The sequence below is a fragment of the Photobacterium jeanii genome (genome assembly GCF_001650345.1).
In the GTDB taxonomy this organism is placed as follows: domain Bacteria; phylum Pseudomonadota; class Gammaproteobacteria; order Enterobacterales; family Vibrionaceae; genus Photobacterium; species Photobacterium jeanii.
Window position 1 is genome coordinate 1 of sequence record NZ_LVHF01000020.1, and the last position, 9,271, is coordinate 9,271.

A 9,271-nucleotide genomic window follows, 5' to 3' on the forward strand; every position below is an offset into this window, starting at 1 on the left:
ATTCAAGGTGGTCGTGCTCAAGTGCGTACTGTGTTGTACATGGCTATGATGTCCGCTATGCAATGTAACCCTGTTTTTAAAACGACATATAAACGTTTATTGGGCGCAGGAAAGCCTAAGAAAGTCGCTATCATTGCCTGTGTTAGGAAGATGGTTATAACTCTAAATTCGATGTTGAGAGATGGAACTATGTGGGATGAAAACAGCGCCAAAATTTAGTTATTGACGCCATACTCGTTTGTTATATTTTACTTACCTATAGTTTGCTAAAAATATCATCAATACCCGAATCATGACGTTTAACAATAGAATATAGATCATACAAGGCAGGTGTACGATCTGAGTACTCCCAAAGAATTCTGCCAGAGAAATCGATCATTGCAATTTCAACACGCTCATCGAAATACATCTGATCAAAATCTTCAGAATAATTTTGATATCTACGACTATAAACTATAAATGTCTTGCCTTCATACGAGGTAGAATAACAGTTTGGAATAAAGTCATTAGTTGCGTTTACTAGACCATGTGGCGGATCAATCAATTGCCAGTTAAGTTGCCCTTGCGACGTTAACTTTTGAAACTCAACCAATAGTTTAATCTCTTTTGAACCATAAATGCTCATATTAATCCCACGCTAAATTCTTTTCTGTTTGCTCAAGTTTTGTAGCAATATATTGAAGTTGTTCATAATAATACCAAGCTTCTGAACTACTACGATGAACAGAAAATTTCCCCAAATCAGATATGAATGCTTCTACAGCTTTTTTATCATCTTCTCTCAGTGTATCTTTAGCTTTCTCTAAGTATGCTTTCAATTTAGTCAGTTCAATTGAAAACTTTTGTCCATCCCACTTCTGAGCCGATAAAGTATCATTTAAAACTCGACTAGCTTCCGACAAATATTTGTTTAGAGTAGGTAAAGTCGCTTTACGTTTGAAAGATTTTCGGATCTCTCTGGCTTCATATAGAAGAAATAGTGATACGACTATTCCTACACCAGAGAAGATTATCGACAAATTTTGAGTCCAGACCGGCCAAATTTCGTTCACTTTATGTCCTTGTTTCTTAGAAACTTTAAAATCAGATTAAGTTTACTAAAACAGCTTCAAAGCGGCAATGCACAAAAAATATAACGCCAGCAATAAGGTGCGCCACGATCAACTCACCAAGCGCACCAGACTCCATAACAAAACTGCCAAGTATAACGCGTCACCCTTGATTGCCTTGTTATACCTTTCCATCACTCTCAAGGTAGTCTGTCGTTTTCTTTAAAGCTTCAAGAAGCTCACTGGCTTTGCCAAATGTGAATTTTTTATTGCTACTTGAGTGTATCTTCATCGAATCTAATGGAGGTAGCCAGATGATTTGACCATTATCTAATGAAGAACCATCTCGCTGTAAATGAGACTCTGTCAAATCTGTGTTTTTCCATATTGCTACTGCACTTTCTCGGGCGCCTTGCAGATCAACCAAAGCAGGTAAACTTCGACCTTGTACTATACTTGAAATCGCTGATGATTCGGGTATTGGCACGCCACTCCATGCTTTTATTGCTTTAGCGGCATAATTCCATCCAGTCGAAATAAAATTAGTTGATCTTATATCTCTCTCCATTTCACGTATTTTTACTAGTGCTTTTTGACGGCAAGAAGGCTCTGCAAGTCTTGCAACAGAATCTGAATACTCTAAATAACTTTTATCATTGATCAAGCGATCAAATACTGTAATAAGCTCATTCGGCGCACTATTTTTTGGTGGTATTGGCGCATTGAATTCCACACTATCGTATAAGTTAATTAATGACTCCAACTGAGCTAATATTACTCGAGATTGTCCATCTTTAGAGATTTCACGTAAATATCTTAGAGTTCTTCTAGCACTTTCTGGATTAATATCGACTTGTATACCGTGATTAAATCCAATCGCTAGCTTCTTTACAATCAAATGAACATGATTGACATTATTTTGCAATTTAACAGGTGTGTTTTTTGCGAATTTTAAGCATTGTTTTTCATCTGATATTTCTATATTTAGCTCAAGTCTAAGATTATGAAGAAGCCTGCGCATTGCTTCAATTTCATTGTTATCATCAAATACTTTTATACGTTTTTTTAGCAATAATGGCATATGCTCTATTGATGATAATTCTGGCGCTGATTTTGGTATACAAATTTCAATTGCACCAAATGATATATACTCTTCAAGCATATGAGCGAAACATGAAAAGTCATTGCCAATAATCACTTCTTCTGTGTCTTTTTTGCCCCCGATCCTTGCTATAGGAAGAGGCTCATATAGTAATTCTGACTTATACATTAATTGTCACTCTTAAATAAATCATAGGTATAACGCTTGCCATAATACGCCAGCAACGCATTACGGTGATGTTGATAGACCACCGAAAACACTAAGGCCAATTCATACCCAGAATGCCGAGCGTTGGTGGTCGTATTGATGGCCTTGTTAGGCGAAGAGACTTCAGGGCACCTGTCAGATTTTTTTACAAAACCACATATACGCCGGATAAAACATACGTAAGCTACTGATACTTAGACATTAACAATACTGGTACAAATAGTGCTTATTTAGTTGAAACAAGGAGGCCTTATGAAAAAAACTTTATTTTTAATTATCACGCTCTGCCTTATTTCTCTACCAACTAAGGCTGGAATAATATGGACTTTAAACGACTTCACAATGTCTGATGGAAGCCAGTTTTCTGGTTTTATCGAGGTTGATTCAGGCTCTGTTATTGATTGGGATATAACGAACAACAAAGTATATAGCGATTCACCGGGGTATTATAATACTTTGAATTCAATAGCATCAATGTATAGCACAGCTATAATGATAAACGAGAAAAATACGAACTAGCGATTTCAATTATCTATAAATGACACGTCTATATTAAACTCTTTAGGCCCTAACATTGAATTTGTTAATTATTTCATGAGAAGCCCTACAGATAGTTATTCCTATGAATGTAGAAACTGCTCACCTTACAGGTACTCAACAGGAGGTGGCTACTTAACATCAGCTAATGAAATACCTGAACCATCAATATTCATACTTAGCTTAATGTCTATATTTCTGTTAAGAAAACTTTATAGAAAGCAATAAGTATAGATTCGAACTGGAGATGGCGGTAATTGCACCTACCGCCAAAACCAATCAACTTATTAACGATTATAACTGCTAATCTAAGCATTATTTTCGCCTAACGCCTGCAATAAGGTGCCCCGCACTAAACTAACAAAGCACACCGAACCCCACACCAAAACCGCCGAGTGTAATGGGTCACCTTGATTGCTTTGTTATGTTTTTATTTGTTCTAAGTACCACTTAGCATTGTCCCAATGTATGTCTTGCTCCATATGCCAATCGAATGGACGTGGGTGACGATGATGATCAACTATATACTGAAGATGCTGGTGAGCTATTTCTGGGTCATAGACTCGCCATACCAAACGCCTAGTTGCGTTCCAAGTTTCCCTTACAAGAAACAGAGCATTGCCTCCGGCTTTAATTTCTTCATCAAGTTTGTCGCAGAACGGATCGACTATCTCTCGCTCTTCTTGTGACGGCATACCATTTTCGATTAGATCGTCGAGGTCAATAATTACAGATAAATGCCAACTAAAAATTTCTTTGGGCTCAAAATCTTTCAAGGCTGAGTTTAATACCGCAACACAAGGCAACCCTTCGGATTTCCAATCTCCAACTGAGAATTTTTCTTCGGGAAGAACTACTCGAACTTCGTTTTCTTCAAGTTGCTTTTTCTTTCTGAATAACTTTCTTAACACCAAACTATCCTTAAAAACATAACGACCTGCCATAAAACGCCAGCAACACATTACGACAATATTTAATTGACCACCACAAACGCTAAAGCCAAATTCATACCTAGAATGCCTAGTGTTGATGGTCGTTTTGATGGCTTTGTTATGGCTAAATTACTCTACTATGTACTCTTTTGGGCAAACAGCTTTATTAGAAAATTCTGACTTACTTTCCAGTAATAATATATCAACAGCCTTTATTAAAGCTCTTGGTGATTCTTTAGTGTATTCAATATTGAATGACATTGGCTGATTATCAAAACCAAATCCGTTAACTGTTAAACAACCGTAGTTTGAATATAAAGTTTCATTAAGCTCATCTATAGACTTCATACTCTCTTTGAACATAAGTTGTTTTTTTAAATAATCATCATTAATATCTATATCTCCAACCAGAATATCACTAAAATATTGACTATAATTATTTTCTATATTTTGAAATGTTAAGCCTTTTATGTAGTCATTATATGCTGATGTCAATGATGCTGAATTGACACTAAATGATAAGGTCATGATTAAAAATAAGCTTATACGAACCATATTAGTTACCCATTGCTTCAGAAAGTTTTCTTTCAATATATGCAGGGCGATTTTTCAAACGTCTTGCTGCTATACAAAGAAGTCCTGAACACTGCGTAATCAAATCTTCTACGTTAAAGCTACCTTTTACAGAGGTTGATATCAGGCCTAAGTTTAATGTAGCTGTATATGAAGCTTGACCGTCACCTTCATTTTTAAAACTGACGGAAACTCTTTTAACTTGCATCCCCAATTCATTAATTACATCCTGCCCACTAAAAGTGACTACACCAGCCTTCCCTGATAAAAGCGCATTCCCCTTATCATCAACGGTTAGTTTGACAAAGCCAGCATCCAACATGATAGATGTTGTTAAACCTTTATTTTTTGAGTATGCAACTTCGATTAATTTCGCTATCGTTAACTTTATCTCACTATGCCTAGTACTCATTACTATCTCCATACACTTTAAATCTAATGATCGTAAAGACATAAAATCATAGATAAAAACATCAATATTAAGAGTCTAGAGTCAGCTCTAATTATTAGATAAAAGTGTAAAGATATTTAGCCATAACGCCGAACATAAGGTGCGCCACGACCAACTGACCAAGCGCACCGAACTCCATACAAAAACCGCCGAGTGTAACGCGTCACCTTGATGTTTTTGTTAGGCATATGAACGCTAAAAATTGGTCAGGTCATCGGCCTTGATACTAGACTCCTGTCCTTGTATGACCTTTCTAATTTTTATTAACATTTGCTTTGTCGTGATGTTACCCTGATGCGCTAACAGGTTGTGGAGATCTTTTGTTTCTTGCTCTGGTAGCCACAAGGTTGCCTCCCACAACAACTTATTTAGATGTTTTTTGTCAGTTGGTTTGCTTACCCATTCAGCCAGTAATTCAGCGACTAAAGCCGACTCTTCTCTCTTTTTAACGGAAAAACTCAGTTCAGATTTTATTTCCTCTAACTTGGTGTCATATTCGTTTTTAATTGAATAAGTAATCCTGCTTTTCAGCCAATTACCTATTAGAAACTGCACAGCCGCGAACAAAAGAGTAAATACCCCTAGCTCAGTCCAGCCAAGCATTACACCAATTACCTTTACACCCTCTTCCACTTATTTACCTCATGATCTATAAAATATCTAACGTTCCGTTCACGGGCAAAATGCCGCGTAATTTTGGGCCATTTACAACAACTTATTAGGCAAATGTTGTGTAGAAAGGATTACCCCGCACACCTTTACCACCTATATCATTAGAAATTCCCATCTGATTCAATACCGTAAAAACGAAAGTACAATTGCAACTATGTCCATTTTTTGTTGAATCAAACACACTCGGTTTTAGTTGCTTTAAGTCACTACTTGAAACTTTAGTATTTACTTCAAGTTCTTTGTAAACCAGATAAAGATCATCTAGCAGTAAAGTCATCCTAGAGCTACCTCGCTTGTACACCACTCGATCATCGCCTATTTTACAAACTGTCGATGTACCGCCTCCGGGATTTGAAAATACCGAGTTTACTGGAACACTCTGCCTAAAAAGTGATTCGAACGAAACCCTATCCACTGAACTCTCCTAATTTGCCTAACGACCTGCCATAAAACGCCAGCAACGCATTACGACAATATTTAATTAACCACCGTAAACGCTAGAGCCAATTCATACCTAGAATGCCAAGCGTTGAGGGTCGTTTTAATGGCTTTGTTACCCGCTCGCATATAAGTGCCAAAGCAGCTTGCCTGCCATGATGCGATGAAACTCGCTCGTCTAAAAATACTGAGTGGCAAAACTTGAACTCAACGCTGACAAAGAAAACTATAACCACCGAAACTACTGCGTGCTTACCAACAAGATAGCGGCTATCGACAATATTAAGGCTGGAACTTTCGACCAAGCAAAATATTGACCACTGCCCAAGTTAAGCCGCGGGCAACATCCACAAAACAATTTGGTTCGGCAACCACCAAAATGTAACCACTGGTATGCCAACGCACAACCTTCATTCTTAAACGCGGATACCAGCGAATAATTAACGACTTCTGCCACAGAAAACCACGAACGGGGAGCGACTAACGTTTGTAGCCCTACCCGAAAAAGCCTTTTAACACAAACAACAACATTTAGGGCGACAGGTGCAGACTTGCATTAATGATAGCCACAGACATTATTGAACTTGGCATGCGAGTAACTCAACACCGCGACTTGCGATAAGCAACTCTTAATGCAGACAAATGTTTCTGGAATTGACCTACTCACAGCAACTGCGGAGCCGACCGCCCCAACCTTCTAAATTCGCGAGGTAACGCCTGCTATAAGGTGTGCCCCACTGAACCAACAAAGCGCACCGAACTCCGAACCAAAACCGCCGAGTGTAACGCATCACCTTGATTGCCTTGTTATGGCAAACTCAAAGAATTTGAATCACTTACCAGATACGCTTCGGCTACAGAAATATCTACTCGAACGCCAGTCAGTTTACCCTACCATTAAAACCAGGACAGAATTTTGTACATAACTTCATGAACCAACTAACAAAATCAGTAGCCACTGGAGAAAGAATTGCTCTTTACCAACAGATATAAATCGAGAGCTTAGGGAAAAATAGCAAGAATTAAAACCCGATAAACCTTAGCCAAAATTTGAGAATTGGTTTTCGATGAAGTTTCTGGCATTTTTGACAGCAAACACAACAGGAAAATCAAGCGTGCTGCGGACAAAACCCGACAATCTCACAGTTCGTTATACCGACATGCATTCAGTTATATCGTCTGATAAGTTCGGCTTGATAGCCGCTAAGCTTGAACCACAGACCTTGAAGCGAAAACCACGTTGCCTGTGCTTTTCGTGCCATAACGCCCTGTTAAGGTGTGAGCAACGCAATACCGAAGCCTCCACATACCACCTTAACCACTAAACCTAACGCATAGTAAAAATGCCACGCGTTGCGAATCACTCTTGAACAGTTTGTTAGGTTTTTAGTTTGCAAGTTGCATATAGTGATTTAGTGCTTCAAACACATAATCATCGTTTTGAGTAAAAGTAGCATCATCCACTTTAAACAACTGCATCACATTCAGCCTAGTAGCCTTTGGCGAAACTAGGGGGTTTGGTTGGACAGAAGTACAGCTCTGAGCCACGAATAAGATTCCAGGCAATGATTTCTTACCCACAAAGATCTCTTTAAGTGCGTCAATACCTAAGTCGTCAATTAGAGAGGATTGAATTGCCTGCGCTGTACTCATTAATGTCGACAGTGGTTGAGCTACATCTCCGAACGAATACTGTGAAGGCCATATACGCTCATGTTGAATAACATTCTTTAAGTTTAATACTGGAATACCTGTTGTGGATTTCGACTTTTCGATTTGATCTACGGCTTTAACTATATTCTCAAAAATCGTTTGTGTATTGGTGCTATGAAGTGTTTTACAACCAAACCCCCAATAATCACCTTGAATTCCTGCGATAACGTCAGGGTTATTACCCTTCGCGTTGTTTGGATGATCCAATTCGATTTCCTCACAAAATCGCATGCATATAGCCGCCAAGTAAAGCTCTATAATTTTATTCGCTTCTTGATCTGTTATACGACTGGCTGCATTTTGAGCCACATTACATTCGTTTAACTTATTTAGGTGTGGGACTAGTTGATGAAATTCTTTATGACCACTGACTGAAGTTATTTTCAAAGCGAGGTCATAAAGAGCCGAAAAATCTCTAAATAGTGTACGATGGTCTTCATTGGGAGCTAACTTATGGCGTTCTTCAAATTTAAAAAGTATATCAAATACAGAAATAAATTTTGTTTCTAGGTCACTCCCTATGCCTACATTAATATCATTATTGTTCAATAGTTCTTCGAACTTTAGAACCAACTCTTGCCCTTCATTAAAGCCAAAATTTTCTCTTATCATACTAAACCTTAAAATAAACCTAACGCCAGACATAAGGTGCGCCACGACCAACTACCAAAGCACACTGGACTCCGTACCAAAACCGCCGAGTGTAACGCGTCACCTTGATGTTTTTGTTATGTGATTTTGCTTTACACAAAGATTTACGTTGGAGCATAATAAGCAACCAATTGCAAAATAAAGCGAATAAAATCATGAAAAGTAGCATATTTTTCACTCTGTTTTGTAGCGCGCTACTTACAGGTTGTTCTTCATCTATCCCTTTCAATGCCCAATCTACTACGGAACAATTCACCCTCCCCTCTCTCAATCAATCTACACAAGTCTATGTAGGTGATTACATGATTGATGAGGGCGTCAATGTTACTGATAACTACCTTATCGTAAAACAACCAATTGATGGTGCAGCATATGACATAGGTAAAGGAGACTATAAACTCCTTGGCACAGAAAAATCAGGTAAGATGTACTTCTCGCATTTCTCGACAAACGGTGGCTATGTTATACAAGGTCCACTAATTGACCCTCCATACGCATTATCACCTGATGACAAAGATGGTCTTTGTGTCTCTACTGTTTTTGTAAAAAATGCGACTTGCTATAAAGAAGCACAAACAGAAGTAGTAAAGAAATCAATTGACTCACCATCAGCATTTCAACGAACTCTGATTTACAACGGTTCGGTAGGTAAGAAAATAAATATTTCATACAGAGAATTTTCTGGTGGTAACGCAAGACAAGCATTCACGAACAACGTTGAGTATGACATGAGTAAGTCAAATATAATCAACTACAAAGGTGCTGAGATTGAAGTTATTGATTTTAACAATTCATCCATAACCTATAAGGTTCGAAAATACTTTCGATAGTTCTACTGCCCCACAAGTTTCTTGCGGGGCTCTATCACATAACGCCTGCCATAATACGCCACAACGCATTACGATAATGTTGATAAACCACCGAAAACACGAAAGGCAATCCAGAC

Annotated in this window: 11 protein-coding genes and 1 pseudogene; 3 read left to right on the forward strand and 9 right to left on the reverse strand. The window is 38.2% G+C overall.

The window, feature by feature from the left end; translation table 11 throughout:
- Positions 1-219, forward strand: a pseudogene (locus A3K86_RS10760) (IS110 family transposase); the annotation flags it as partial.
- 37 nt (positions 220-256) lie between these two features.
- Here the strand turns inward: A3K86_RS10760 and A3K86_RS10765 are convergent.
- The 3 genes from A3K86_RS10765 to A3K86_RS10775 all read right to left on the reverse strand — a co-directional run bounded on the left by A3K86_RS10765 (position 257) and on the right by A3K86_RS10775 (position 2,319).
- Complete coding sequence (locus tag A3K86_RS10765; RefSeq protein WP_068330909.1) at positions 257-625, reverse strand: hypothetical protein; 369 nt, start codon at positions 623-625, stop codon at positions 257-259.
- A 1-nt stretch (position 626) separates the two neighbouring features.
- The gene (locus A3K86_RS10770) at positions 627-1,052 is read right to left on the reverse strand and encodes a hypothetical protein (protein ID WP_068330910.1); all 426 of its coding nucleotides are present in this window, start codon (positions 1,050-1,052) and stop codon (positions 627-629) included.
- A gap of 178 nt (positions 1,053-1,230) precedes the next feature.
- Complete coding sequence (locus A3K86_RS10775; protein ID WP_068330911.1) at positions 1,231-2,319, reverse strand: hypothetical protein; 1,089 nt, start codon at positions 2,317-2,319, stop codon at positions 1,231-1,233.
- A gap of 291 nt (positions 2,320-2,610) precedes the next feature.
- On the opposite strand from A3K86_RS10775, the gene A3K86_RS10780 reads away from it, so the two are divergent.
- Positions 2,611-2,877, forward strand: a complete 267-nt coding sequence (locus A3K86_RS10780; RefSeq protein WP_068330912.1) for a hypothetical protein — start codon at positions 2,611-2,613, stop codon at positions 2,875-2,877.
- A gap of 440 nt (positions 2,878-3,317) precedes the next feature.
- Here the strand turns inward: A3K86_RS10780 and A3K86_RS10785 are convergent, their stop codons facing one another.
- From A3K86_RS10785 to A3K86_RS10810, 6 genes are all read right to left on the reverse strand, one after another.
- A complete protein-coding gene (locus tag A3K86_RS10785; RefSeq protein WP_068330913.1) occupies positions 3,318-3,839 on the reverse strand; it encodes a DUF695 domain-containing protein in 522 nt (173 codons plus the stop codon).
- 117 nt (positions 3,840-3,956) lie between these two features.
- Complete coding sequence (locus tag A3K86_RS10790) at positions 3,957-4,382, reverse strand: hypothetical protein (protein ID WP_084406573.1); 426 nt, start codon at positions 4,380-4,382, stop codon at positions 3,957-3,959.
- Position 4,383: 1 nt separating this feature from the next.
- Positions 4,384-4,812, reverse strand: a complete 429-nt coding sequence (locus A3K86_RS10795) for a hypothetical protein (RefSeq protein WP_068330914.1) — start codon at positions 4,810-4,812, stop codon at positions 4,384-4,386.
- 234 nt (positions 4,813-5,046) lie between these two features.
- Entirely contained in the window at positions 5,047-5,484 is a 438-nt protein-coding gene (locus A3K86_RS10800; protein ID WP_068330915.1) for a hypothetical protein, read from the reverse strand.
- Positions 5,485-5,569: 85 nt separating this feature from the next.
- Entirely contained in the window at positions 5,570-5,800 is a 231-nt protein-coding gene (locus A3K86_RS22830; protein WP_162844326.1) for a hypothetical protein, read from the reverse strand.
- A 1,547-nt stretch (positions 5,801-7,347) separates the two neighbouring features.
- On the reverse strand, positions 7,348-8,319 hold the full coding sequence (locus tag A3K86_RS10810) for a hypothetical protein (RefSeq protein WP_146145615.1): 972 nt from the start codon (positions 8,317-8,319) through the stop codon (positions 7,348-7,350).
- 71 nt (positions 8,320-8,390) lie between these two features.
- On the opposite strand from A3K86_RS10810, the gene A3K86_RS10815 reads away from it, so the two are divergent.
- Positions 8,391-9,155 (forward strand): hypothetical protein, encoded by a 765-nt coding sequence (locus tag A3K86_RS10815; protein ID WP_201797676.1) that lies wholly within the window; start codon positions 8,391-8,393, stop codon positions 9,153-9,155.
- The last annotated feature ends 116 nt before the right edge of the window (positions 9,156-9,271 follow it).

What these genes read in the sequence shown, in the direction of transcription:
- A3K86_RS10765 (WP_068330909.1), bottom strand. Translation starts at nt 625, where the DNA reads ATGAGCATTTATGGTTCAAAAGAGATTAAACTATTGGTTGAGTTTCAA.
- A3K86_RS10775 (WP_068330911.1), bottom strand. Translation starts at nt 2,319, where the DNA reads ATGTATAAGTCAGAATTACTATATGAGCCTCTTCCTATAGCAAGGATC.
- A3K86_RS10780 (WP_068330912.1), top strand. Translation starts at nt 2,611, where the DNA reads ATGAAAAAAACTTTATTTTTAATTATCACGCTCTGCCTTATTTCTCTA.
- A3K86_RS10785 (WP_068330913.1), bottom strand. Translation starts at nt 3,839, where the DNA reads ATGGCAGGTCGTTATGTTTTTAAGGATAGTTTGGTGTTAAGAAAGTTA.
- A3K86_RS10790 (WP_084406573.1), bottom strand. Translation starts at nt 4,382, where the DNA reads ATGGTTCGTATAAGCTTATTTTTAATCATGACCTTATCATTTAGTGTC.
- A3K86_RS10795 (WP_068330914.1), bottom strand. Translation starts at nt 4,812, where the DNA reads ATGAGTACTAGGCATAGTGAGATAAAGTTAACGATAGCGAAATTAATC.
- A3K86_RS22830 (WP_162844326.1), bottom strand. Translation starts at nt 5,800, where the DNA reads ATGACTTTACTGCTAGATGATCTTTATCTGGTTTACAAAGAACTTGAA.
- A3K86_RS10810 (WP_146145615.1), bottom strand. Translation starts at nt 8,319, where the DNA reads ATGTCTGGCGTTAGGTTTATTTTAAGGTTTAGTATGATAAGAGAAAAT.